This window comes from Pseudomonas migulae (assembly GCF_024169315.1).
Lineage (GTDB): Bacteria > Pseudomonadota > Gammaproteobacteria > Pseudomonadales > Pseudomonadaceae > Aquipseudomonas > Aquipseudomonas migulae_B.
Genome location: NZ_JALJWR010000001.1, coordinates 2,826,793 through 2,847,622, shown reverse-complemented (window position 1 = coordinate 2,847,622; position 20,830 = coordinate 2,826,793). Strand labels below are relative to the sequence as shown.

The 20,830-nt window shown below is 59.8% G+C and carries 26 protein-coding genes; 12 read left to right on the top strand and 14 right to left on the bottom strand.

Features of this window, described 5'->3' with window-relative positions:
- Positions 1-101: 101 nt before the first annotated feature.
- Positions 102-620, top strand: a complete 519-nt coding sequence (locus tag J2Y86_RS13025) for an acyloxyacyl hydrolase (protein ID WP_253431866.1) — start codon at positions 102-104, stop codon at positions 618-620.
- 104 nt (positions 621-724) lie between these two features.
- Here the strand turns inward: J2Y86_RS13025 and J2Y86_RS13020 are convergent, their stop codons facing one another.
- The 7 genes from J2Y86_RS13020 to J2Y86_RS12990 all read right to left on the bottom strand — a co-directional run bounded on the left by J2Y86_RS13020 (position 725) and on the right by J2Y86_RS12990 (position 6,773).
- Positions 725-1,030, bottom strand: coding sequence for a YkgJ family cysteine cluster protein (locus J2Y86_RS13020; RefSeq protein ID WP_084320418.1), 306 nt, complete (start codon positions 1,028-1,030; stop codon positions 725-727).
- A gap of 120 nt (positions 1,031-1,150) precedes the next feature.
- Complete coding sequence (locus J2Y86_RS13015; protein ID WP_253431863.1) at positions 1,151-1,930, bottom strand: SDR family NAD(P)-dependent oxidoreductase; 780 nt, start codon at positions 1,928-1,930, stop codon at positions 1,151-1,153.
- A gap of 78 nt (positions 1,931-2,008) precedes the next feature.
- Positions 2,009-3,454: a deoxyribodipyrimidine photo-lyase gene (phrB, locus tag J2Y86_RS13010; protein ID WP_253431861.1), complete on the bottom strand. Its 1,446-nt coding sequence runs from the start codon at positions 3,452-3,454 to the stop codon at positions 2,009-2,011.
- A 20-nt stretch (positions 3,455-3,474) separates the two neighbouring features.
- Entirely contained in the window at positions 3,475-4,416 is a 942-nt protein-coding gene (locus J2Y86_RS13005; protein WP_253431858.1) for a MerR family transcriptional regulator, read from the bottom strand.
- Positions 4,416-5,375: a YbgA family protein gene (locus J2Y86_RS13000; RefSeq protein WP_253431854.1), complete on the bottom strand. Its 960-nt coding sequence runs from the start codon at positions 5,373-5,375 to the stop codon at positions 4,416-4,418. The genes J2Y86_RS13005 and J2Y86_RS13000 overlap by 1 nt, the downstream gene beginning before the upstream one ends.
- A gap of 199 nt (positions 5,376-5,574) precedes the next feature.
- Positions 5,575-5,790: a TIGR02450 family Trp-rich protein gene (locus tag J2Y86_RS12995; RefSeq protein WP_253431851.1), complete on the bottom strand. Its 216-nt coding sequence runs from the start codon at positions 5,788-5,790 to the stop codon at positions 5,575-5,577.
- Positions 5,787-6,773, bottom strand: a complete 987-nt coding sequence (locus tag J2Y86_RS12990; RefSeq protein ID WP_253431848.1) for an NAD(P)/FAD-dependent oxidoreductase — start codon at positions 6,771-6,773, stop codon at positions 5,787-5,789. The genes J2Y86_RS12995 and J2Y86_RS12990 overlap by 4 nt, the downstream gene beginning before the upstream one ends.
- Positions 6,774-6,969: 196 nt before the next feature.
- On the opposite strand from J2Y86_RS12990, the gene J2Y86_RS12985 reads away from it, so the two are divergent.
- Together J2Y86_RS12985 and hemH are read left to right on the top strand one after the other, a co-directional pair.
- Positions 6,970-7,872, top strand: a complete 903-nt coding sequence (locus J2Y86_RS12985) for a TIGR01777 family oxidoreductase (protein WP_253431845.1) — start codon at positions 6,970-6,972, stop codon at positions 7,870-7,872.
- A gap of 13 nt (positions 7,873-7,885) precedes the next feature.
- Positions 7,886-8,911: a ferrochelatase gene (hemH, locus tag J2Y86_RS12980; RefSeq protein WP_253431842.1), complete on the top strand. Its 1,026-nt coding sequence runs from the start codon at positions 7,886-7,888 to the stop codon at positions 8,909-8,911.
- 86 nt (positions 8,912-8,997) lie between these two features.
- Here the strand turns inward: hemH and J2Y86_RS12975 are convergent, their stop codons facing one another.
- Both J2Y86_RS12975 and upp read right to left on the bottom strand, forming a co-directional pair.
- Positions 8,998-10,272 carry a uracil-xanthine permease family protein gene (locus J2Y86_RS12975; RefSeq protein ID WP_253431821.1) on the bottom strand — a complete coding sequence of 425 codons (1,275 nt, stop codon included), beginning with the start codon at positions 10,270-10,272 and terminating at the stop codon, positions 8,998-9,000.
- 2 nt (positions 10,273-10,274) lie between these two features.
- Positions 10,275-10,913 (bottom strand): uracil phosphoribosyltransferase, encoded by a 639-nt coding sequence (gene upp / locus J2Y86_RS12970; RefSeq protein ID WP_017340734.1) that lies wholly within the window; start codon positions 10,911-10,913, stop codon positions 10,275-10,277.
- 164 nt (positions 10,914-11,077) lie between these two features.
- Here upp and J2Y86_RS12965 point away from each other — a divergent pair, with 164 nt between their 5' ends.
- The 4 genes from J2Y86_RS12965 to J2Y86_RS12950 all read left to right on the top strand — a co-directional run bounded on the left by J2Y86_RS12965 (position 11,078) and on the right by J2Y86_RS12950 (position 13,104).
- Entirely contained in the window at positions 11,078-11,635 is a 558-nt protein-coding gene (locus J2Y86_RS12965; RefSeq protein WP_109634772.1) for a hypoxanthine-guanine phosphoribosyltransferase, read from the top strand.
- A gap of 3 nt (positions 11,636-11,638) precedes the next feature.
- A complete protein-coding gene (locus J2Y86_RS12960) occupies positions 11,639-12,112 on the top strand; it encodes a WbuC family cupin fold metalloprotein (protein WP_253431818.1) in 474 nt (157 codons plus the stop codon).
- Positions 12,113-12,267: 155 nt separating this feature from the next.
- Complete coding sequence (locus J2Y86_RS12955; RefSeq protein ID WP_253431815.1) at positions 12,268-12,753, top strand: hypothetical protein; 486 nt, start codon at positions 12,268-12,270, stop codon at positions 12,751-12,753.
- A gap of 63 nt (positions 12,754-12,816) precedes the next feature.
- Positions 12,817-13,104: a PA4642 family protein gene (locus J2Y86_RS12950; RefSeq protein WP_253431812.1), complete on the top strand. Its 288-nt coding sequence runs from the start codon at positions 12,817-12,819 to the stop codon at positions 13,102-13,104.
- Between the two features lie 231 nt (positions 13,105-13,335).
- Here the strand turns inward: J2Y86_RS12950 and mqo are convergent, their stop codons facing one another.
- Positions 13,336-14,844, bottom strand: a complete 1,509-nt coding sequence (gene mqo / locus J2Y86_RS12945) for a malate dehydrogenase (quinone) (protein ID WP_253431809.1) — start codon at positions 14,842-14,844, stop codon at positions 13,336-13,338.
- 737 nt (positions 14,845-15,581) lie between these two features.
- On the bottom strand, positions 15,582-15,815 hold the full coding sequence (locus J2Y86_RS12940) for a hypothetical protein (protein ID WP_253431806.1): 234 nt from the start codon (positions 15,813-15,815) through the stop codon (positions 15,582-15,584).
- A 206-nt stretch (positions 15,816-16,021) separates the two neighbouring features.
- On the opposite strand from J2Y86_RS12940, the gene J2Y86_RS12935 reads away from it, so the two are divergent.
- Positions 16,022-16,606, top strand: a complete 585-nt coding sequence (locus J2Y86_RS12935; protein ID WP_017340726.1) for a YajG family lipoprotein — start codon at positions 16,022-16,024, stop codon at positions 16,604-16,606.
- 178 nt (positions 16,607-16,784) lie between these two features.
- Here J2Y86_RS12935 and J2Y86_RS12930 read toward each other — a convergent pair whose 3' ends face one another.
- Entirely contained in the window at positions 16,785-16,991 is a 207-nt protein-coding gene (locus tag J2Y86_RS12930) for a hypothetical protein (protein ID WP_084320502.1), read from the bottom strand.
- 195 nt (positions 16,992-17,186) lie between these two features.
- On the opposite strand from J2Y86_RS12930, the gene J2Y86_RS12925 reads away from it, so the two are divergent.
- A complete protein-coding gene (locus J2Y86_RS12925) occupies positions 17,187-17,465 on the top strand; it encodes a hypothetical protein (RefSeq protein ID WP_253431803.1) in 279 nt (92 codons plus the stop codon).
- A 61-nt stretch (positions 17,466-17,526) separates the two neighbouring features.
- On the opposite strand, the gene J2Y86_RS12920 is transcribed toward J2Y86_RS12925, so the two are convergent.
- The gene (locus J2Y86_RS12920; RefSeq protein WP_253431800.1) at positions 17,527-18,693 is read right to left on the bottom strand and encodes a 1-acyl-sn-glycerol-3-phosphate acyltransferase; all 1,167 of its coding nucleotides are present in this window, start codon (positions 18,691-18,693) and stop codon (positions 17,527-17,529) included.
- Positions 18,694-18,832: 139 nt separating this feature from the next.
- Between J2Y86_RS12920 and J2Y86_RS12915 the strand changes: the two genes are divergently transcribed.
- The 3 genes from J2Y86_RS12915 to J2Y86_RS12905 are packed head-to-tail and all read left to right on the top strand — an operon-like array spanning position 18,833 to position 19,944.
- Positions 18,833-19,015, top strand: a complete 183-nt coding sequence (locus J2Y86_RS12915; RefSeq protein ID WP_214378625.1) for a CPXCG motif-containing cysteine-rich protein — start codon at positions 18,833-18,835, stop codon at positions 19,013-19,015.
- Between the two features lie 9 nt (positions 19,016-19,024).
- Entirely contained in the window at positions 19,025-19,285 is a 261-nt protein-coding gene (locus tag J2Y86_RS12910) for a putative signal transducing protein (protein WP_031319115.1), read from the top strand.
- 35 nt (positions 19,286-19,320) lie between these two features.
- On the top strand, positions 19,321-19,944 hold the full coding sequence (locus J2Y86_RS12905) for an SOS response-associated peptidase (RefSeq protein WP_253431797.1): 624 nt from the start codon (positions 19,321-19,323) through the stop codon (positions 19,942-19,944).
- A 93-nt stretch (positions 19,945-20,037) separates the two neighbouring features.
- On the opposite strand, the gene J2Y86_RS30445 is transcribed toward J2Y86_RS12905, so the two are convergent.
- A complete protein-coding gene (locus J2Y86_RS30445) occupies positions 20,038-20,781 on the bottom strand; it encodes a methyl-accepting chemotaxis protein (RefSeq protein ID WP_425311830.1) in 744 nt (247 codons plus the stop codon).
- Positions 20,782-20,830 lie beyond the last annotated feature (49 nt).

Here is a 20,830-nt window from a genome sequence, read left to right as displayed (position 1 = left end):
GGGAGAACGAATAATTGGGTGAACTTCTGATTAAGCGTCGACTTCTATAGCGGTGAGCAACAAAAAAACCTTACGAAATCGTTCGGAAAAGGATGTTTCTAATGAAGCGACTATTCTGCTTGGCCGCGATTGCGGCCGCACTGATGGGGCAAAGCTTTACCGCACAGGCGGCAGGCGTGGAGTTCGCGGTCGGCCAGACCAGCGAGTCGACCATGACCTATCGGCTGGGCATGCAATTCGATTGGGACAAGAGCTGGCTGCAGAGTGATGTCGGTCGATTGACCGGGTACTGGAGCGGCGCCTACACCTACTGGGAGGGCGATGAGGCCTCCAGCAATCACAGCCTGTCGTTCTCGCCGGTGTTGGTTTACGAATTTGCCGGCCAGAACGTCAAGCCGTACGTGGAGTTGGGCGTGGGTGTCGCGGTGTTTGCCAATACCGAAGTTGAAAACAATCAACTTGGCAGTGCCTTCCAGTTTGAAGACCGGTTCGGGTTTGGCCTGCGCTTTGCGGGCGGACATGAAGTCGGGATTCGCGCGACGCACTATTCCAATGCCGGTATCAGCAGCCCTAACAACGGTGTAGAGAGCTACGCGCTGCACTACACGATGCCGTTGTAACGCTAAAAGCTTCGCGGGCAAGCCTCGCTCCTACAGGTACAACGGTGACTTGTAGGAGCGAGGCTTGCCCGCGAAGGCGTCAGACCAGACAACACATCTATAAACTAACGATACGCCGTGGTAATCCCCTGGCGCTCATCGATGCATTCCGGTGCGCCCATCTCGAACTCCCGGCAGATCAGCGGGCGTTTCTCGTAGATCGTGCACATCATGCTGTTGCGGTCCAGCGCGGCGCACCAGCCGTCGTCCAGACGCAGCATGACTTCCCCACCCCAATCATCGGTATCGATAAATCGTTCGGGCACACCCGTGTCGGTGATCAGCATGACTTCGAGCTGGCAGCAGCAGGCTGCGCAGGTCGAGCAGGTGACTGCCGGCTCGGCGATTTGTGTGTGGGGAATGGTTTTCATGGCGCGCAGTGTAAGTCAGTCGGTCGGCGCTGTGTGAAAGGCCTGACGGACGCCCGGCCGGGCGACCTGGCCAGTAGCAACCGAAATGATGCGTTGGTCAGCCCTGGGATCAGGTCATGTTCAGGGCACATCCATGATCGGTGGATTCCTGCGGACAATGCGTTTGCCGATGGCCAGTTGCACCCGGCTGGGCATTTTCGGCAGTGGCCAGAGCTCTGCCATGAACAGGGCCGGGAGAGCGATCTCAAGTGGGCGGTGCCCGAGCTCAGTGAAGACGTGTCGCGCGGCTTTGCCCACCGGCCAGCTGAATGACCCCGGTACATCGTTGATCGCCGTCGGCGAATTGACCACGCCAGGGCTGACCACGGTGATTTCGATGCCTTGCGGCGCCAGCTCGATGCGCGACCTTTCGAACAGATAACGCAGCCCTGGCTTCGATGCTCCCCGCGCCTCGGCCCGGGGCAGCGGCAGGTAAGTCACCGAGCTGGCGATGCCCACCAGATGCGGCGCGATACCGGCTCGCAACAGAGGCAGGGCCGCTTCGATGCAGTAACTGCTCGCCAGCAGGTTGGTGCGCACGACGTGCTCGATGATCGATGAGTCGAGCTGTTGGGCGTCTACATATTCGCAGGTCCCCGCGTTGAGAATGACCGTATCCAGCGAGCCCCAGAGGTTGGCGATTTGCTCGCCGATTTCGCGTACGGTCTGGCTGTTGGTCAGGTCACCGGCCATCACCAGTACTTGCCCGGGATAGCGTTGGGCCAGGATTTTCAGGGGGGCGACCGACCGTGAGCTGACGGCCAGTTGCGCGTCGGATTTCAGAATTTCCTCGGCCAGCGCGGCGCCAATGCCGCTGCCGGCGCCGGTCAACCAATATCGTCGTGAGGCTGTAAAACTCATCCCGTTCTCCTTTTCAACCAGGCATTCGCCCGGCCCCATACGGGTAAACATTCATCCAACAGAGCCCGCACGTTGCAGTCACTCATTGCTTTCTGCCGCGGCCTGTCGTGATGGCAGGTTTTTGAACGCCGCCAACGCGCGTGCGCGACTCGTACTTAGATTGACGATTGGCGACGGATAACCTGCCACCCCGAACAAGCCGCCAAGGTTCGCCGGGTTGTGCACGTCCTTTTTATCCAGACTGGCCAACTCTGGCAGCCAATGCTTGATGAACAAGCCTTCGCTGTCGAATTTTTCGGATTGGCTGAGCGGGTTGAAAATGCGGAACCAGGGTGCCGAATCGGTGCCGGTGGACGAACTCCATTGCCAGCCGCCGTTGTTCGCCGCGAGGTCGCCATCAATCAGGTGCCGCATGAAAAACCGTTCGCCTTCGCGCCAGTCGATCAGCAGGTTTTTCGTCAGGAACATCGCCACCACCATGCGCAGCCGGTTGTGCATCCAGCCGGTTTCGAGCAGTTGGCGCATCGCGGCGTCGATGATCGGCAGTCCGGTACGCGCTTCTTGCCAGGCCGCCAGTTCATCGGGGGCGTCGCGCCAGGCCAGCGCTTCGGTCTCCGGGCGAAAGGCGCGGTGACGCGAGACGCGCGGATACCCCACCAGAATGTGTTTGTAGAACTCGCGCCACAGCAATTCATTGATCCAGGTGACAGCGCCGACCTTGCCGCTTTCGAACTCGCCCTGATTGCTTTGCAGTGCGGCGTGCAGGCACTGGCGCGGGGAGATGACCCCGGCAGCGAGGTAGGCCGAAAGCTGGCTGGTCCCGGGCTTGGCCGGGAAGTCCCGCTCGGTTTTGTAGTAGTCGATCTGCACATCGGCGAAGGTGTCGAGGCGGCGTCGGGCTTCGGCTTCACCGGCGGGCCAGAGGGCGCGCAAGGTTTCGCCGGGCGTTTCGAAGCCTTCGATAGTAGCGGGGATTTCATCGCTGTCGATGCTCAGTCGCGACTGCGCCATGGGGGCTTTCACCAGGCTCGGCAATGAGCGATGCAGACGGTCGTAGCAGACCTTGCGGAACTGGCTGAAAACCTGGAAATAGGTACCGGTTTTGGTCAGCACGGTGCCAGGCTTGAACAGCAATTGGTCGAGATAACGGTGCAAAGCGATGCCGTTACTGTTCAGCCGTTCGGCCACCGCTGCGTCACGACGGCTTTCATGAACGCCGTATTCCTCGTTGACGTGCACCGCGTCGATGTTCAATTGCAGGCAAAGATCGAGCAGCACTTTCGGTGCTTGATCCCAGCGAGAGGCCGTGCGGATCAACAGGGGAATGTTCAGTTCGCCCAGCGTGCGGCTCAATACGCTCAGGTTGCGCAGCCAGAAATCGACTTTGCACGGCGCGTCGTCATGCGCCTGCCATTGCTCCGGGCTCAGCAGATACACCGCCACACTCGGGCCGCGGGCCGCGGCGGCCGAAAGGGCCGTGTTGTCATGTAGGCGCAAGTCGCTGCGCAGCCAGATCAATTGCATGGTTTTGTCCGCATCCATCATTAAACAAGCCCGCGCTGAACCAGATCCTGGTGAGCCGATAGCGGGTCTTCGGCCAGGAACAGATCAGCGATTTCTGCAGTTTTTGCGGACAACTCGGCGTGGTGAATGCACACCGTTGGTCCGGCGATCATTTTTGGGCAACTGACGCCATTCAAAAGTTTCGGCAGCTGCGACAAATTCATGGCTTTGCTGGAATACAGCAGTACACCGCGAGCTTGCAGGTGATCGACCGCCAGCGCGAGTTCGCCCGCCGGCAGTGGCCAATCGAATACTTCCACCGGGCAATCGGCGCTGCTGATCAGCCAGGCGGTGAGCCACAGATGCGGTTCCAGTGGCAGGTCCGATTGATTGATCAACAGCAGCGGTGCGGTGCGCAACTGACGGTTGTTATGGTAGATGCGCGCACCGAATTTGCTGCGTAACCAGGAGTGAAAAAATACGCACTCCATCCGGGCGCCAAACTGGCCTTGCCAGCGCAGTTCCAGTTCGGCCAGCAACGGCATCAGCAAGTGTTCGCACAAGGTCCGTGGCGGATACAAGGCTATCGCCTGATTGACCGTGTCATCAAGGGTGCGCTCGTTCAGGTTCGTGACCGCTTGCAGCAAGGTTTTGCGCAAAATCTGCCAGTCGTTTTCGATCGACTCGGTAAAGGCCTGGGGCGTGTCGAGCAATTGCTTGACCTGGCTGACGGCCACGCCGCGATTGAGCCAGGTGAGGATCGTCAAAATGCGCTGCACGTGTTCAGCGCTGAACAGCCGATGCCCTTTCGGCGTGCGTTGCGGCACGATCAGGCCATAGCGCCGTTCCCAGGCACGCAAGGTGACGGCGTTGACGCCGGTCTGCCGGGCCACTTCACGAATGGGCAGCCAGCCTTCGTCGAGGGCTTTTTTGAAGTCGGCGCCGAGGTCTTCGGTGGCACTGGTGTCGAGCAGGGTTTTCATTAGATCGCGTTTCGCAGGCTGAGGTTTTCCGGGTGCGGTTGCAGGTAGACCTGTTGCGCAATGTACGGATCCGGGTGTTGGCGAAAGTAGTGTTTGAGCAGCGTCAATGGCACCACCAGCGGCACGATCCCATGCCGGTACTGGCCAATCACGTGCTGCACTTCCTGTTTGTCTTCAGCACTGATGACCTGTTTGAGGTAACCACTGATGTGTTGCAGAACATTGGTGTGGGTGCGGCGGGTGGCGCATTTCTTCAAGGCAGCCATCAGTTCGCTGAAATAGCGTGGGCCGAGTTCTTTCGGGTCGATCTGGCCCATGTTGCCCAGCAGATTACCCAACGTTTTGTATTGCACCGGGTTGTGGGCCATCAGCAGGTATTTATAGCGCGAATGAAATTCCGTCAGTCCGCGGCGAGTCAGGCCCGCTTGCAGCAATTGTTGCCAGGCGCTGTAGGCGAACACGCGGGTGAGGAAGTTTTCCCGCAGCACCGGGTCATTGAGCCGACCGTCTTCTTCCACCGGCAGATCCGGATGCCGTGCACAGAACGCCTGGGCGTAGATGCCTCGGCCACCGCCGTCTACCGGTGCGCCATTGGCGTGATACACCTTGACCCGATCCAGGCCGCACGACGGCGATTTCTGCATGAAGATATAACCGCAGATATCGCCCAGTTCGACGGCCATTTTTTCGCCGTACTCGGCCAGCGGCCGGGTAACGTTGAGTTCGGGGTCAACCGTGCCGACGGCTTCGGGGTGATCAGCGTCGCCGACCAATCGGATGGGTTGCCGAGGAATGCCGAGTCCGATCGCGACCTCCGGGCATACCGGGACGAAATCGAAATATTCAGTGAGGGTGCGGCTGCACAGCCGCGACTCCTTGTGACCGCCGTTGAAACGCACTTCGGCGCCCATCAGGCAGGCGCTGATAGCGATTTTCGGTTTCACGCTGGCAGGGAGCATCGGAGTACCTCGAATCTGAACCTGTACAGATTGTTTATTCTGTACAACATGTACTTCATCATAGATTCAAAGGTGTACAAGTCAAATTGTTTGTATAAGTTTTCTGTAGGAGCAAGGCTTGCCGGCGAAGAACGATAACCTGTTCTTCCTGAAAGACCGCGTCGCCTGGTTCGCGAGCAAGCTTCGCTCCTACAGGTCACTAGTTCCAGCCTGTGAGCCACGCGTCGCTGTTTTTCAGGGTTTGCCAACTCAGGCGTTGATTGCGCTTGGTCAGCACTGCCTGCAATTCGACGTCCAGCACCGTGCCTTCCTCGTCGCGGAACAACTCGGTCACCAGAAAGTGTTTTTCGCGGTTTTGCGGGAGGGCTGCTGTCCATTTCGACAGCAGCAATTTGCTCGGGTTGATGCGGTTCATTGCAGGTGTTCGTGCAAGCGGCGGGCGGCTTCCTGGCCGCTGAGCCATGCCCCTTCGACGCGGCCGGACAGGCACCAGTCGCCACACGCATAAAGGCCCAGGTCGGCATCGGCCAGAGTGCCCCATTCATGGCTGCTGGCGGGGCGGGCGTAGAGCCAGCGATGGGCGAGACTGAACGTGGGGGCGGGCATCGCGCTGTGGAGCAGTTCGGCGAACGCGCCATGCAATTGCTCGATCACGGCCTCTTTGGGCAGGTCGATATGTTGCCGGCTCCAGGCACTCGTTGCGTGCAGCACCCAGGTGTCCATCGTGTTGTCACGCCCCGGTTTGCTGCGATTGCGGGCCAGCCAGTCGAGCGGGCTGTCCTGCACGAAGCAGCCTTCCATGGGGGTGTCCAGCGGTGTATCGAAGGCCAGTGCGACCGCCCAGGTCGGGTCCATTTTTACCCCGGCGGCGGCACCGGCGAGCTTCGGCGCGGAGGCCAGCAATGCGGTCGCCTGTGGCGCGGGCGTAGCGACGATGACATGACTGAACGGGCCATGGGTGAACCCGTCTGCGTCCTGCAGGTGCCAGTGCTCTTCACCCCGATAGACCTCGGTGATGCGGCAGGCGAACTGCACTTGCGTATCTCCGATCAGGCCGCGGGTGATGGCGCTCATGCGTGGCGTGCCGACCCAGCGCGTTTGCTCGTCCGGCGACAGATTGAGCTGGCCACCGTGGAAGGTGTAGAGCTGCGGCGTCCACTCGGCGACCCAGCCGTTGGCTTGCCAGCGCTGGACTTCCGTGACGAAGCGGCGATCGCGGGCAGTGAAATATTGCGCGCCCATGTCCAGGGCACCCGCATCGCTGCGCTTGCTCGACATGCGTCCGCCGCTGCCGCGGCTTTTATCGAAAAGTTGAACGACATGCCCGGCCTCCGTAAGGGCCTGGGCGGCTGAGAGTCCGGCGATGCCGGTGCCGATGATTGCGATAGGTACAGTCATAGGGGCCTCGTTTACCTTTCTGTACAGACTACGCCGTGGATGAAACCTGTACAATATTGTTTTTTGGTATAACTTTTAGCGTTCTCGTTCTGACAGCTTGGCCTATTGTTAACAACAGAGCCTGCCCGATATCAAAGATCCCTGCTTATAAAAATAGACTAGTGATCAGGGTAAAACGCCACGCGAGGAAGAAGTCATGCACATATTGCTGACCGGCGGTACTGGTTTGATAGGACGTCAACTCTGCCGACACTGGTTGAGCCAGGGACATCGTCTGACGGTCTGGAGTCGGACGCCTGAAAAAGTCGCAAAAATTTGCGGTGCAGACGTTCGTGGTATCGCGCGTCTGGAGGACCTCGGGCAAGAAGCGGTGGACGCGATTATCAACCTGGCGGGCGCACCGATTGCCGACCGGCCTTGGACGACCAAGCGCAAAGCCTTGCTCTGGAGCAGTCGCATCAGCCTGACCGAAACGCTGCTGGCCTGGCTTGAAACCCGCGAACAGAAACCGCAGGTGTTGATCTCGGGTTCCGCCGTGGGCTGGTACGGCGATGGTGGCGAGCGGGAATTGACTGAAGAATCTCCACCCGTGATCGACGATTTCGCCAGCCAGTTGTGCATCGCCTGGGAAGAAACCGCGCAGCGTGCCGAGGCCTTGGGCATTCGCGTGATCCTGATTCGCACGGGGTTGGTGCTGTCCGCCGAGGGCGGCTTTTTGTCGCGGCTGTTGCTGCCGTTCAAACTGGGGCTGGGCGGGCCTCTCGGCGATGGTCGGCAGTGGATGCCGTGGATCCATATCAAGGATCAAATCGCCGTGATTGATTTTCTTCTGCATCAGAAAGACGCTGCCGGTCCTTATAATGCCTGCGCGCCCAAACCGGTGCGCAATCGTGAGTTTGCCAAGACGCTGGGCAGCGTGCTGCATCGCCCGGCGTTCATGCCCATGCCGGCCCTGGCATTGAAGGTGTGCCTGGGCGAGTTGTCATTGCTGTTGCTGGGCGGCCAGAAAGCCGTACCGGCGCGTTTGCTGGAAGCGGGTTTCACATTCCAGTTCACCGATTTGCGCGCGGCCCTGGACGACCTGTCCAGCCGCCTTTGAAATAGGACGTTGCATGACCGATCACGCGTTGCTTCTGGTCAACCTGGGTTCACCTGCCTCCACCTCGGTGGCGGATGTGCGCAGCTACCTCAATCAATTTCTGATGGACCCGTATGTGATCGACCTGCCATGGCCGGTGCGACGCTTGCTGGTCTCGCTGATTCTGATCAAGCGTCCGGAGCAGTCGGCCCACGCCTACGCCTCGATCTGGTGGGAAGAGGGCTCGCCGCTGGTGGTGCTCAGCCGTCGCTTGCAACAGGCCATGACCGCACAGTGGACCCACGGGCCGGTAGAACTGGCCATGCGTTACGGCGAGCCGTCGATTGAATCGAAACTGCTGCAGCTCGCTGCCCAGGGCTGCAAGAAAATTACCCTCGCGCCGCTTTATCCACAGTTCGCCGACAGCACCGTGACCACGGTGATCGAGGAAGCCCGGCGGGTCGTGCGGGAAAAGCAGCTCGACGTGCAATTCTCGATTCTCGAGCCGTTCTACGATCAGCCGGAATACCTCGATGCATTGGTAGCCAGCGCCAGGCCTTACTTGCAGCAGGATCATGATCATCTGCTGTTGAGCTTCCACGGTCTGCCGGAGCGACACCTGACGAAGCTGGACCCGACCGGTCAGCACTGCTTCAAGAATGAAGATTGCTGCAAGAATGCTTCGCCGCAGGTGTTGGCCACCTGCTACCGCGCGCAATGTCTGCGCACGGCGTCGGAGTTCGCCAAGCGCATGGGGCTGGCGGATGGCAAATGGTCTGTGTCGTTTCAGTCGCGATTGGGCCGGGCAAAATGGATCGAACCCTACACCGAAGCGCGCCTCGATGAACTGGCGGGCATGGGCGTGAAGAAAGTGCTGGTGATGTGCCCGGCGTTCGTTGCCGATTGCATCGAGACGCTTGAGGAAATCGGTGATCGCGGGAAGGAACTGTTCCGCGAAGCGGGGGGAGAGGAGTTGGTGCTGGTGCCGTGTCTCAACGATGATCCGCAGTGGGCCAAGGCGTTGAACACTTTGTGCGAAAGAGCGCCGTTGGCGCTCTAAAAGCATCGCGGGCAAGCCCGCTCCCACAGGTTTTGCGCAAATCCTGTGGGAGCGGGCTTGCCCGCGATGGCGTACTTGAGAACGGCCTAAATCAGCGGCTCGTCCGCCTTCTTGTGCTTCCAGCTGTCATTGCCCGGCAGCAACAGGTTCAGCACAATCGCCACCACCGCACACAGCGCGATGCCTTTGAGGCCAAAGTCGTCCGGGCCGGTGCCGGTGCCGACCAGCACACCGCCAATCCCGAACACCAGCGTCACCGAGACAATCACCAGGTTGCGCGCTTCACCCAGATCGATCTTGTGGCGAATCAGCGTGTTCATCCCCACCGCCGCAATCGAACCGAACAACAGGCACAGAATCCCGCCCATCACGGGCACCGGGATGCTTTGCAGCAGCGCACCGAATTTGCCGATGAACGCCAGGCTGATGGCGAAGATCGCCGCCCAGGTCATGATTTTCGGGTTGTAGTTCTTGGTCAGCATCACCGCGCCCGTCACTTCGGCGTACGTGGTATTGGGCGGACCGCCGAACAAACCGGCTGCGGTAGTGGCAATGCCATCGCCGAGCAGCGTGCGGTGCAGGCCTGGCTTTTTCAGGTAGTCGCGACCGGTCACGCTACCCACGGCAATCACACCGCCGATGTGCTCAATGGCCGGGGCCAATGCCACCGGAACAATGAACAGAATCGCCTGCCAGTTGAATTCCGGCGCGGTGAAGTTCGGGATCGCAAACCACGGTGCAGCGGCAATCTTTGCGGTATCAACCACGCCGAAGTAGAACGCCATCGCAAAACCCACCAGCACGCCGGAGATGATCGGCACCAGGCGGAAAATGCCTTTGCCGAACACCGCGACGATCAGGGTGGTCAGCAGCGCTGGCATCGAGATCAGCATGGCTGTCTGATAATGGATCAGCTCGCTACCGTCGCCAGCCTTGCCCATCGCCATGTTGGCGGCGATCGGCGCCATGGCCAGGCCGATCGAAATGATCACCGGACCAATCACCACCGGTGGCAGCAAGCGATCGATGAAACCGGTGCCTTTGATCTTCACGGCGAGGCCGAGGAAGGTGTAGACGAAACCGGCCGCCATCACGCCGCCCATGGTCGCCGCGAGGCCGAACTGGCCCTTGGCGAGAATGATCGGGGTGATGAAGGCGAAGCTCGACGCGAGGAATACCGGCACCTGACGCCCGGTGACGATCTGGAACAGAATCGTCCCCAGACCCGCCGTGAACAGCGCCACGTTCGGGTCGAGGCCGGTAATCAGCGGCATCAACACCAGCGCGCCGAACGCCACGAACAGCATCTGTGCACCCGACAGCACCGTGCGCCAGAGCGGATCGTTGAACTCTTGCTGCATGCTCAAGCGTCCTTCTGCTTGGTGCCGAAGATCTTGTCACCGGCATCGCCCAAGCCTGGGATGATGTAACCGTGCTCGTTCAGTTTCTCGTCAATGGACGCGGTGTAGATGGTCACATCCGGGTGAGCCTTTTCCACAGCGGCAATGCCTTCCGGCGCGGCGACCAGCACCATGGCGCGGATGTCGCGGCAACCGGCTTTTTTCAGCAGGTCGATGGTGGCGACCATGGAACTGCCGGTGGCGAGCATCGGGTCGATGATCATCGCCAGGCGTTCGTTGATTTCCGGAACCAGTTTTTCCAGGTAGGTGTGGGCCTGCAGCGTTTCTTCGTTGCGGGCCACGCCCACGGCGCTGACTTTGGCGCCCGGGATCAGGCTCAGCACGCCTTCAAGCATGCCGATGCCGGCGCGCAGGATCGGTACTACAGTGATCTTCTTGCCGGCGATTTTCTCGACCGACACGGTGCCGCACCAGCCTTCGATATCGTAGGATTCCAGCGGCAGGTCTTTGGTGGCTTCATAGGTCAAAAGGGCGCCGACTTCCTGAGCGAGCTCACGGAAATTCTTGGTGCTGATGTCTGCGCGGCGCATCAGGCCGAGTTTATGACGGATCAGCGGATGGCGGATCTCGAGGATGGGCATGGGAAAGGCTCCGGCGGCGGGCAAAAAAACCGGCCTAGATTAATCTATCCGAGGGTGTTGTCCTATAGACATACAGTACGTTAGTCCACAAACGCTTGATCTGGCCGTGCGGGATGCGTACCTTTGCCCGCTTTTCCTGATTCCCCAACCCCCCGGAGAGCGCCATGTCCGCTGATCTCGAGCATATCCGTCAAATCATGCGAGAGGCTGACTGCCTGTACACCGAAGCTGAAGTCGAGGCGGCCATCGCCCGCGTCGGTGCACACATCAACGAACAACTGGCTGACACAAATCCGGTGGTGTTCTGTGTGATGAACGGCGGCCTGATTTTCGCCGGCAAGCTGCTCACCCACCTGCAATTCCCGCTGGAAGCCTCCTACCTGCACGCCACCCGCTATCGCAACGAAACCAGTGGCGGCGACCTGTTCTGGAAAGCCAAGCCTGAAGTGTCGTTCATCGACCGTGACGTGCTGATCATCGACGACATTCTCGACGAAGGTCACACCCTGGGCGCGATCATCGACTTCTGCAAACACGCTGGCGCGCGCAAGGTGCATACCGCCGTGCTGATCGACAAGGACCACGACCGCAAGGCTCGCCCGGACCTGAAAGCCGATTTCGTCGGCCTGCCGTGCATCGACCGTTACATCTTCGGCTACGGCATGGACTACAAAGGCTACTGGCGTAATGCCAACGGAATTTTTGCCGTCAAAGGGATGTAATCAATGAGCGCGCCGAGCTTTCTTGATCAATCCCTGTTCAATGAATTGGCCGGGAAGGCTGCGGCCAATCCTCGTGGGCGCCAGCATCACAACTTCCATCAAATGGAAGAGGCGTGTCATCGCATGGCGGTGGGTTTGCAGCCGTCCACGTACATTCCGCCTCATCGGCACTTGGGCGAGAACAAGGCTGAAACCTTGCTGGTCCTCAAAGGGCGGCTTGGTCTGCTGATTTTCGATGAGTCCGGCGGGGTGGTGCGCAAGCAAGTCCTGCAGGCCGGTGGCGACTGTGTGGGCGTTGACCTGCCGACCGGTGTGTTCCATGGCCTGGTGGTGCTGGAAGCCGATAGCCTGATGTTCGAATGCAAGGCCGGCCCTTATCGTCCTGTCGGGGAAGGTGAGCTTGCTCACTGGGCGCCGCGTGAAGGTGAGCCGGGTGTCGCCGAGTATCAGGCGTGGATGCGCGCTCAGTTCGATTGATGTTTACCCCTTGTTGGAGCGAGGCTTGCCCGCGAAGGCGGTGTGTCAGTTAAAACAGTTATCGACTGACACACCGCCTTCGCGGGCAAGCCTCGCTCCTACAGGGACGGTGAACAGCCATGCTAAAGTGCTCGGCCTCGACTTCGGAGCCCGTCATGAGCCTTTTGATGCGCAGCTGCGCCGCCCTGTTGCTGACCCTCAGCCTGCCCCTGGCCGCCGCGCCAGCGCCGATGCATGCGCAGTTCCTGCCACCGGACGACCTGACCCTGCGTGACGCCGAACCGGAGCAGCAACAACTGCTGCAGGTCACCGAGTATTCGGTGGTGGTCGGCAGTCAGCGCCAGTCCACTCAACAGCCGATCCCGGTGACGTCTCCGCTGCTGATCCGCCTCAAGGGCAAATCCTTGAACAAGGGGGCGACCATCAATCAGGTGCTGGTCAACTTCGATGGCGAAAGCAAAAGCCTGAAAAAGCCGATCTACGACGACAAGAGCAAAACCCTGACGCTGTTTTATCCGATGGCGCAGTACCGCGTGGTGATCGACTTGTTGCGCAATGACACGGTGTATTGCCAGTTCCTCAGCTACGCCAATGGCCATGTCTGGGCTGACCTGCACACCGGAGCCGTTCGTCCGCGTTGAGCCCGGCGCCTTGTGAGGGGTAAACTGCCAGCCCCGTGAAATGTCTGCGAGCTGGAGTCGGCAATGCGTAAAGATAAGAAACAAGTGATTGGTGACGAGATCGGCGATGAGCAGATCAAGTTGTTTCTCGATTTCGAACCGGTCGACGCCACTTCGCCGTCCCTGCACAAACTGATCAAGGCTTACCGTGGTCTGCGCATCGACGACTTCGAGCGTTTTCTGACGTTCTTTGTTGAAGCCGGCCTGGATTTGGACGGCAAGGATGAACACGGCAATGACTTTGTGACCCTGATCAAGGATCAGCGCAACGCGGCCGAGTACATCGAGCTGATCAACAAGGCTCGCGGCTAATTATTGCCCTGACTGGGTTGGTGTTTGTGTTGGCCCCTTCGCGAGCAAGCCCGCTCCCACATTGAATCTGTGCCGATCACAAATTTGTGATTCAACTAGATCAACTGTGGGAGCGGGCTTGCTCGCGAAGGCGATGTAACTAACACCAAAATATCGCTGGGCTAACTGTTTTACCGGCCAAAAAAAACGCCCCGCTCTCAATGAGAACGGGGCGTTTTTTATGCGCGACGATCAAGCGTAGCTTGGGGTCTCGCTGCTTTCTTCAACCAGTTCCAGCGCGATGTTGTTCTGCGTGTTGATCTTGCGATACAGCGCAGCATCGGTTTCCAGGACCTTTTCACGGGCCGGGAAGATTTCCGCCAGTTTGGCAGCCCATTCGCCGGATGCTTTGGCCGGAAAGCATTTCTCGATCAGCTCCAGCATGATCGAAACGGTCACCGACGCGCCTGGCGAAGCGCCGAGCAGTGCTGCAAGAGAACCGTCCTTGGCCGCGACCAGTTCGGTGCCGAACTGCAGGACGCCGCCTTTTTTCGGGTCTTTCTTGATGATCTGCACCCGTTGGCCGGCCACTTCCAGGCGCCAGTCTTCGGCTTTGGCTTCAGGGTAGAAGCGACGCAGGGAATCCAGGCGCTGCTCCATCGACTGCATCACTTCGCTGACCAGGTACTTGGTCAGGTCCATGTTGTTTTTCGCCACGGCCAGCATCGGGCCGATGTTGCCGGCGCGAACCGACATCGGCAGGTCCATGAAGGAACCGTGCTTGAGGAACTTGGTGGTGAAGCCGGCGTAAGGTCCGAACAGCAGGGATTTCTTGCCATCGACCACGCGGGTGTCCAGGTGCGGCACGGACATCGGTGGCGAACCCACGGCGGCCTGGCTATACACCTTGGCCTGGTGGTGTTTGACCACTTCCGGGTTGTCGCAACGCAGCCACTGGCCGCTGATCGGGAAGCCGCCGAAGCCTTTGCTTTCTTCGATGCCCGAGGCTTGCAGCAACGGCAATGCCGCGCCGCCCGCGCCGAGGAAGACAAACTTGGCGTCGACTTCACGGGAGTTGCCGCTGTTGACGTCCTTGATGCTGACGGTCCAGCCGCCGTTGTTGCGCTTCAGGCCGGTCACGCGCTTGCAGTACTTGACCTGGGCATCGGGTGCGCTGGTCAGGTGCTTGAGCAATTGATTGGTCAGGGCGCCGAAGTTGACGTCGGTGCCGTTCATCACGCGGGTGGCGGCGACGACTTCGTCAGCCGGACGGCCCGGCATCATCAGCGGCATCCACTCGGCCATGACGGCCTTGTCTTCGGTGTATTCCATGTCCGAGAAGGCGTGGTGATTGCTCATCGTCTTGAAGCGTTCCTTGAGAAAGGAAACGCCACTGTCATTCTGCACGAAGCTCAGGTGTGGCACCGGGCTGATGAAGGACTTGCACGAGCCGAAGGTGCCTTTTTTGGTCAGGTACGACCAGAACTGCTTCGACACCTCGAACTGGGTGTTGATGTGCACGGCTTTCTTGATGTCGACGGTGCCATCGGCGGCCTGCGGCGTGTAATTGAGCTCACACAGCCCGGCGTGACCGGTACCGGCGTTGTTCCACGGGTTCGAACTCTCCGCGGCACCGGAATCCATCAGCTCGACGACTTCCAGCTTGATCGCGGGGTCGAGCTCTTTGAGCAGTACGGCAAGGGTGGCACTCATGATGCCGGCCCCAACCAGTACTACGTCGACTGCTTCGTTATGCGCCATTTAACGCGTCTCCAAAATCTGCAGCACCAAATTGTCGGCATGGCTGCCAGGCGTTCCGGGGCGAGTCAGTGATGCCCCTGGTACTCATGGCAGTGTCGCCATGTCCGAATCTTCGCAATTTATCGCAACTTCGACGGACGCTACCGGCCGGGTCAATGAGGTCTATGAACTCATTTCAACGCGCGACTGGCAATTCGACTTATGGTCGAGACATCCGTTTGTGCAACCAAATCCGTAGCGGACAGGCTTCAGGCTCCGGTGTTCGAGGAATACTCGGTCCTGTGTCGTTGGGCTGTTCCAGACGCTAATGGTGCATGTTCAGACGCAAAACTATTCATTTGCTCGCCACACTCTTGTGAAGTTGTGAAAACCCGTTTTTTTCACGCTCTTTTGAAGACGTGAACCTCAAAAAAGGGCTGCCCCAGCCTGGCACCGTGCCCGGATGGATTGCCGCCATGGGGTACATGACAGGCAAAACGGGCAAACAGCTCAGTGACCGAGCGTAATGACAGCTCTGCAGATTCGCGAAAAGTGGGGGTTTTGCTCAAGGAACAGCAAGCGCGCCAGCTTCACTCGATCTGTGTGGGCGGCTCTCTGTGGGCGGTGCGGGGTGCCAATACCGAAGCATTGACGATGCTGCGAGGCCCGATCAGGAGACGTCCTTATAATCGGGGGGAGATTGTATCTAAGAAACGCAGGGAAATGGACGTGTTTAATGACTTTTATTAGGCGTCTGGTCAGATGGCCAACAGCTGTTGCGCCCGCGCGCGCGGCTGGCGCTGGCTGACACGGGCACTGGCGGGCAGGGGATGGTGCAGCCAGTTGATGCGGATTTCTTCGATTTCGACCCAGCCATCGCCCATCGGCTGCAGGCTGCACTGCTTGAATGCCTGGCAATGACCATTGCGGTCGAGCAGGGCGAAGCAGCGATGCAACGGGCGTGGAGTGAACAGCGAGATCAGGTGGCGCATGGCAAAGTACCTTGAGGGGGTGACTGCCGTGAAGGTTGCCGGAGCGCCGTGACATGCAAGTGTATGGGCGGTGACATCTGTGTGACAGGAACCGGCTTCCCAAGGGTTTGTCAGACATTTCAGTATTCACTGCGAGGCGCTGGTTACCCGCAGTGGCCCACCGCTATACTGCCGGCCTGTTTGTGCCTGATTCTGGAGAGAAGAGCATGTTGCAACGCCTGTTGTTCGGTTTGATCACTGTGACCAGTTTGACCCTGGTCGGCTGCGCCCACAGCCCGCAACAACTGAACCCGGAACCCAAGCTGACGACTCAGCTGGCGCCGGTCGGCCATGGTCAGCCAGTTGTGGTGCGTGTGGTGGACGGTCGTCCGTCGCCTACCCTGGGCACCCGTGGTGGTCTGTATCCGGAGACCAGTGCGATCACGGTGCAGGGCGCGCAGATCCTGCCGAAGTTGCAGGCCCAGGCTGAAGCGGCTGTGCGCTTGCTGGGCTTTACCCCGACGTCGAATGCGATGAACGCTCCGCAGTTGACCGTGACCCTGGCCGAGCTGAAGTATCAGTCGCCGAAAGAAGGCATGTACGTGACCGAGGCGACCATTGGCGCGACCTTCCGCTCCGACGTACAGAACGCCAACCGCCGCTACAGCGGTCGTTACGGTGCGTCGCTGGATCAGCGTTTCGGCATGGCGCCGAATCAGGAAACCAACACCAAGCTGGTCAGCGATGTGTTGAGCGACGCGCTGACGCGTCTGTTCAAGGACCCGACGATTGGTCAGATTCTCAGCGAATAACTTTCGCTGAAATCAAAAAGCCCGGTGCCAGCAATGGCCCCGGGCTTTTTTGTGCCTGCGCCGCCGATCTTCTGTAGGCGCGAGGCTTGCCCGCGAAGGCGGTGTGTCAGGCGACATCAATGTTGAATGAGAGGCCGCCTTCGCGGGCAAGCCTCGCTCCTACAAGGGTTCTGTGGTGTCAGGCGGCCTGTGAATAAAAATCCAGCACACTCACGCCCGTCAGCAAATCCGTCTCCGGCAAATCCGCATGTTGATGCCCGCCCAGTGCGCAATACACCAGCCAATGGCGATCCTGAACGTTGAAGGCAAGGCTGCCGACTAAGGCTTGTTGTTCGTCGCTTTGCGCGATGAGGTAGAGGCGATCCTGGTTTTCGGCGTGCAGCATGACGGTTTCCGTGTCGGTTTTGATGGGCCGAGAGACTGGCGCATTCAGATGACGAAGCCGTGACGCAGGACAGGAATCTGCCAAATGGTGAGTTATTTGTCGTAAAGCGGCGGGCAGGAGGGATGGCTTTCGGTAGAATCCGCGCCGCGGTCGTCGGTCCGGCGTTCGCCACACCTGTTTTGACTGAGGTTTGTGATGTCGCTGCATTTGATGACGCTGTTTACCGCCCATCCCGCCAAATTGATCAACCTGCTCGCCTTGCTGTTCGCCTTCCCGGGCAGCTGGTTGCTGCACGCTACGCGTCGCCGCGAACAACGCGCGCAGGCCAGTCTGGCAGCGCAGCGTCAGAGCCGTCCCAGCGAAGAGCCCATGCTGGATTGGGCGACCTTGCGCATGAACCGGTTTTTCTATCGCTTCGGTTTTGCCTGTTTGGGCTTGGCGTTGCTGGTGTCGTGGATCAGCACGCGGGTCTGAGCTGACGCAAAACCTGTGGTGAGGGAGCTTGCTCCCTCTCCACAGATTGCCGTTGTCGGGTTTAAAGCGGCAATCCCGCCTTGACCCGGTACTGATTACGCACCGGCGTCGCGTATTGCAGCACCAGGAACGGACGATGTTCTTCCGGGCAGGCCTCAAGGCGTCGTTGCCATTCTTCCTGAGCCTTCGCCAGTTCGTCGGCGGCAAACACGTCAGCCGCTTTCGGCACCTGCAACTGCGGGTCGGCGTCTTTCCACTGCGCGTAAGCCAGGTAGTGCACCGGGAACAAGCGGTAACCACCGAGGATCTGCTTGTCCATTTCGATCGCCAATTGCTTGGTGTCGTCGAACAGCTCGGTGATCGGCGCGGCAAAGTTCACGTGGACGCGGCCCTTGTAGCCGGTGATGCCCTTGGCGATGCTCACATCGTCCTCGCCCGGTACTTTGGTGTAGCTGCCGGTGGTGGCACGAATGTAGAGTTCGCGCGCCTTGGCCTGGTCGCACGGATCATATTCGTAGCTGATCGACACCGGAGTGACGTTCAACGAGCGGATGACTTCGCCGAACGGTTCGTCCTTGCGGCTCATGTGGAACATCTTGAGGATCGCTGACTCGGTGCGGTCGTCGCCGTCCTTGGCCCGGCCTTCGGCCTGCGCGATCCAGATCGAGGCGCAATCGTTGCGGATCGAATGGTTGATGTAGGCCGACAGCAGTTGATAGGCCGCCATTTTTTCCCGGCGACCGGTGATCGAACGGTGCACGATGAAGCTCTTGTTCAGGCGCATCAGGTCGCTGACGAAGGGTTTCTGCAGCAGGTTGTCGCCGATCGCGATGCGCGGTGTCGGCAGGCCGGCGTGGTACACGGCATAGTTGACGAAGGCCGGGTCCATCACGATGTCGCGGTGGTTGGCGATGAACAGGTAGGCGCTGCCGGACTTGAACTGCTCGACGCCGGTGTACGTCACTCCGTCCGTGGCGCGCTCGATGGTGTGGTCGACGTACACCTCGACTTTGTCCTGCAACGTGGCCACCGAATGGACGCCGGCGAACTCACGGCGCAGCCGATGGGCTATAAGGGGTTTGAGCATCCAGCCGAAGGCACCGGCATAACGCGGGAAGCGGAAGTGGATGAGGATATCTAGAAACGCCTTGTCGCCGAGCAGCCGGTTCAGTACCGCTGGGACTTCGCTGTCGTCGTAAGGTCGGATGGCATCGAATTCGCCCATCATGCTCTCTTGTTAGAAACGGCTAGGGTAAGTAAAGGTTTTGATCGAAAACCAACGGGGCACGGTCTGAAAAGGTAGCCAGACAAAAATAGCCCTGCAAATAGACCGGCGATTATACGCACAAGTCACCCGGGAGACCGCGATGCTGGAAACTGCGCAGTATGAATGTCCTTATTGTGGTGAAGAGGTTGAGACAACGGTGGATCTGTCCGGCGGCGATCAGACCTATATCGAGGACTGTCAGGTGTGCTGTCGGCCGATAACGTTTGTGTTGCAGGTTGACGGAGAGGAATGGCATCTCGAAGTGTTCAGTGAAAACGAGTAAGGGGCATCTATGCAGCGAATCTATGAGCCGGAAAACCTGATGGAAGGCGAGCTGCTGCAAGGCATGCTCGCCAGCGAGGGCATCGAGGCGCATCTGGTCGGGCGAGATTTGCTCGGTGGCAGCGGGGAGTTGCCCATCTTCGGTCTGTTGGGGTTGTCGGTCGATAACGACCAGGCCGAATACGCCCGTGAGTTGATCGCCGCGTACAATGCCGCGCTGCCGCTGCCCGGCGATGAACCGGAAAGCTTTCCCGGCACGCTGGTCTGTTAGGCTGACGTTCGTTTTATCAAGAGTCGTGTTGCCCCATGTGTGGACGTTATGCCCTGTTTCGCTGGAACCCCGCTTTCGCGGCCCTGCCTGGCTTTCCCGCCGATCAGCAGGCCCAGTGGAATATTTCCCCAAACGATTCGGTGTTGATGCTGCGTGCCGCCGCTGACGGCCAGCGAGAGTTGGCCCGTGCGCGCTGGGGGCTGACGCCGCCGTGGCTGACCGATCTATCCCGCACGCCGGCCCATGCCCGGGCCGAAACCGTGGCCGAGCAACCGATGTTCCGCCAGGCCCTGCGCGAGCGCCGATGCCTGCTGCCGGCCAACGGTTTTTACGAATGGCGCGGCACGACGCGCAAGCGGCCTTACTGGTTGACGCCGGCAGAGGGCTCGGCGCTGTTTTTTGCGGCGATCTGGGAGGCGTATCCCGTGCAGGAACAGGTGTGGTTGAGCACGGCAGTGATCACGCAACCGGCGGCGAGTCAGCGTCGGCCGTTGATTCTGGATGCAGCGGGGCAGGAGGCGTGGCTTGATCCCGAGACGCCTTTGCATGTGTTGCAGGGGTTGTTGGCCAGTGAACCCGCTGCGTTGCGCGAGCGGGTGTTGGCGAATCTGGTGAATGATCCGAAGTTGAATGGGCCGGAGTGTTTGACCCCCGGTTGATGCGTTGTTTGTACCGGCCCCTTCGCGAGCAAGCCCGCTCCCACACTGGAATGCGATCAACTGTGTGGGCTTGCTCGCGATGGGGCCTCTGGATCAAACCTTGAACTGATTGATCAACCGCCGCTGCTGTTCAGCCAGCTTGGTCAGATCCGCACTCGCCGCGCTCGACTCATCCGCCCCGCCGGCCACTTCATTGGCCACTTGCCCGATGTTGATCACGTTACGGTTGATGTCATCCGCCACCGCGCTCTGCTCTTCGGCCGCACTGGCAATCTGCGTGTTCATGTCGTTGATCACCGACACCGCCTGAGTGATCGCATCCAGTGCTTCGGCGGCTTTCGCGGCGTGCTGGACACTTTCATCGGTACGGTTCTGGCTGTCCTCCATCACCCGCACCACATCGCGCGTGCCTTGTTGCAGTTGCTGGATCATGGTCTGGATTTCTTCGGTGGCCTTCTGGGTTTTCTGCGCCAGGTTGCGCACTTCATCGGCCACCACCGCAAAGCCACGGCCCTGTTCGCCGGCGCGTGCCGCTTCGATGGCGGCGTTCAAGGCCAGCAGGTTGGTCTGCTCGGCGATCCCGCGAATGGCGGTGAGGATCGCGTTGATGTTCTCGCTGTCCTTGGCCAGGGTTTGCACCACGCTGACCGCCTTGCCGATCTCCACCGCCAGCACACCGATCGAATTCGACGTGTCCCGCACGATCTGTTTGCCCTGAGCCGCCGCCTGATCCGCATGACTGGCCGCTTGTGCCGCCTGGGTCGCGTTGCGCGCCACGTCCTGGGCGGTGGCGGTCATTTCGTGCACCGCCGTGGCGACCTGATCGATCTCGACCATTTGTTTCTGTACGCCGATATTGGTGCGAATCGCGATGTCGGCGGTGTGT

Excerpts from the sequence above, each read along its gene's own strand:
- J2Y86_RS13025 (WP_253431866.1), top strand. The coding sequence starts at position 102 with ATGAAGCGACTATTCTGCTTGGCCGCGATTGCGGCCGCACTGATGGGG.
- J2Y86_RS13020 (WP_084320418.1), bottom strand. The coding sequence starts at position 1,030 with ATGAAAACCATTCCCCACACACAAATCGCCGAGCCGGCAGTCACCTGC.
- J2Y86_RS13015 (WP_253431863.1), bottom strand. The coding sequence starts at position 1,930 with ATGAGTTTTACAGCCTCACGACGATATTGGTTGACCGGCGCCGGCAGC.
- phrB (WP_253431861.1), bottom strand. The coding sequence starts at position 3,454 with ATGCAATTGATCTGGCTGCGCAGCGACTTGCGCCTACATGACAACACG.
- J2Y86_RS13005 (WP_253431858.1), bottom strand. The coding sequence starts at position 4,416 with ATGAAAACCCTGCTCGACACCAGTGCCACCGAAGACCTCGGCGCCGAC.
- J2Y86_RS13000 (WP_253431854.1), bottom strand. The coding sequence starts at position 5,375 with ATGCTCCCTGCCAGCGTGAAACCGAAAATCGCTATCAGCGCCTGCCTG.
- J2Y86_RS12995 (WP_253431851.1), bottom strand. The coding sequence starts at position 5,790 with ATGAACCGCATCAACCCGAGCAAATTGCTGCTGTCGAAATGGACAGCA.
- J2Y86_RS12990 (WP_253431848.1), bottom strand. The coding sequence starts at position 6,773 with ATGACTGTACCTATCGCAATCATCGGCACCGGCATCGCCGGACTCTCA.
- J2Y86_RS12985 (WP_253431845.1), top strand. The coding sequence starts at position 6,970 with ATGCACATATTGCTGACCGGCGGTACTGGTTTGATAGGACGTCAACTC.
- hemH (WP_253431842.1), top strand. The coding sequence starts at position 7,886 with ATGACCGATCACGCGTTGCTTCTGGTCAACCTGGGTTCACCTGCCTCC.
- J2Y86_RS12975 (WP_253431821.1), bottom strand. The coding sequence starts at position 10,272 with ATGCAGCAAGAGTTCAACGATCCGCTCTGGCGCACGGTGCTGTCGGGT.
- upp (WP_017340734.1), bottom strand. The coding sequence starts at position 10,913 with ATGCCCATCCTCGAGATCCGCCATCCGCTGATCCGTCATAAACTCGGC.
- J2Y86_RS12965 (WP_109634772.1), top strand. The coding sequence starts at position 11,078 with ATGTCCGCTGATCTCGAGCATATCCGTCAAATCATGCGAGAGGCTGAC.
- J2Y86_RS12960 (WP_253431818.1), top strand. The coding sequence starts at position 11,639 with ATGAGCGCGCCGAGCTTTCTTGATCAATCCCTGTTCAATGAATTGGCC.
- J2Y86_RS12955 (WP_253431815.1), top strand. The coding sequence starts at position 12,268 with ATGAGCCTTTTGATGCGCAGCTGCGCCGCCCTGTTGCTGACCCTCAGC.
- J2Y86_RS12950 (WP_253431812.1), top strand. The coding sequence starts at position 12,817 with ATGCGTAAAGATAAGAAACAAGTGATTGGTGACGAGATCGGCGATGAG.
- mqo (WP_253431809.1), bottom strand. The coding sequence starts at position 14,844 with ATGGCGCATAACGAAGCAGTCGACGTAGTACTGGTTGGGGCCGGCATC.
- J2Y86_RS12940 (WP_253431806.1), bottom strand. The coding sequence starts at position 15,815 with ATGCGCCACCTGATCTCGCTGTTCACTCCACGCCCGTTGCATCGCTGC.
- J2Y86_RS12935 (WP_017340726.1), top strand. The coding sequence starts at position 16,022 with ATGTTGCAACGCCTGTTGTTCGGTTTGATCACTGTGACCAGTTTGACC.
- J2Y86_RS12930 (WP_084320502.1), bottom strand. The coding sequence starts at position 16,991 with ATGCTGCACGCCGAAAACCAGGATCGCCTCTACCTCATCGCGCAAAGC.
- J2Y86_RS12925 (WP_253431803.1), top strand. The coding sequence starts at position 17,187 with ATGTCGCTGCATTTGATGACGCTGTTTACCGCCCATCCCGCCAAATTG.
- J2Y86_RS12920 (WP_253431800.1), bottom strand. The coding sequence starts at position 18,693 with ATGATGGGCGAATTCGATGCCATCCGACCTTACGACGACAGCGAAGTC.
- J2Y86_RS12915 (WP_214378625.1), top strand. The coding sequence starts at position 18,833 with ATGCTGGAAACTGCGCAGTATGAATGTCCTTATTGTGGTGAAGAGGTT.
- J2Y86_RS12910 (WP_031319115.1), top strand. The coding sequence starts at position 19,025 with ATGCAGCGAATCTATGAGCCGGAAAACCTGATGGAAGGCGAGCTGCTG.
- J2Y86_RS12905 (WP_253431797.1), top strand. The coding sequence starts at position 19,321 with ATGTGTGGACGTTATGCCCTGTTTCGCTGGAACCCCGCTTTCGCGGCC.
- J2Y86_RS30445 (WP_425311830.1), bottom strand. The coding sequence starts at position 20,781 with ATGGTCGAGATCGATCAGGTCGCCACGGCGGTGCACGAAATGACCGCC.